We start from the raw sequence: 491 nt of genomic DNA on the forward strand, positions 1-491 counted from the left end.
TTCAACGGCAAGGCGCTGCTGGACGGCAGCTACTCGGGCACCTTCCAGGTCGGGGCCAACAAGGGCGAGACCATCTCGGTCTCCGTCGGCAACAGCATGTCGTCCTCCGGGCTGAACGTGGACGGCGTCAGCGTCACCGCCGGTACCGCCACGACCGCCACGACGGTCAACGCCATCCAGGGCACCGCCGGCTCGGTCACCCTCGACGCGGTCCCGGCCACCGTCGACGAGTTCAAGGCCCTCAACGGCACGATCACCTTCGGCAGCAAGAGCCTGGACCTGGCCAACGTGTCCTGGAAGACCGCTGCCGGTGCCGACGTCAGCACCGTCGCCGAGGCGGAGGCAGCACTCACCGCCGCCGTCTCGAACACCTTCGGCACCGCCGTCACGGTGAACACCACCACCATGGCGTTCACCACCGGTGCTGCCCCGTCGGCCACCGCCACCCCGGACGAGGTCGCCGCCGGCAGCATCAAGTGGTCGGAGTCCAC

The 491-nt window shown here is 69.2% G+C and carries 1 pseudogene; it reads left to right on the forward strand.

The annotated features are described in order from the left end of the window. A pseudogene (locus tag O2V63_RS20695) lies at positions 1–491 on the forward strand (hypothetical protein); the annotation flags it as partial.

The organism is Modestobacter sp. VKM Ac-2977, assembly GCF_026968045.1.
Classification (GTDB): Bacteria; Actinomycetota; Actinomycetes; order Mycobacteriales; family Geodermatophilaceae; genus Modestobacter.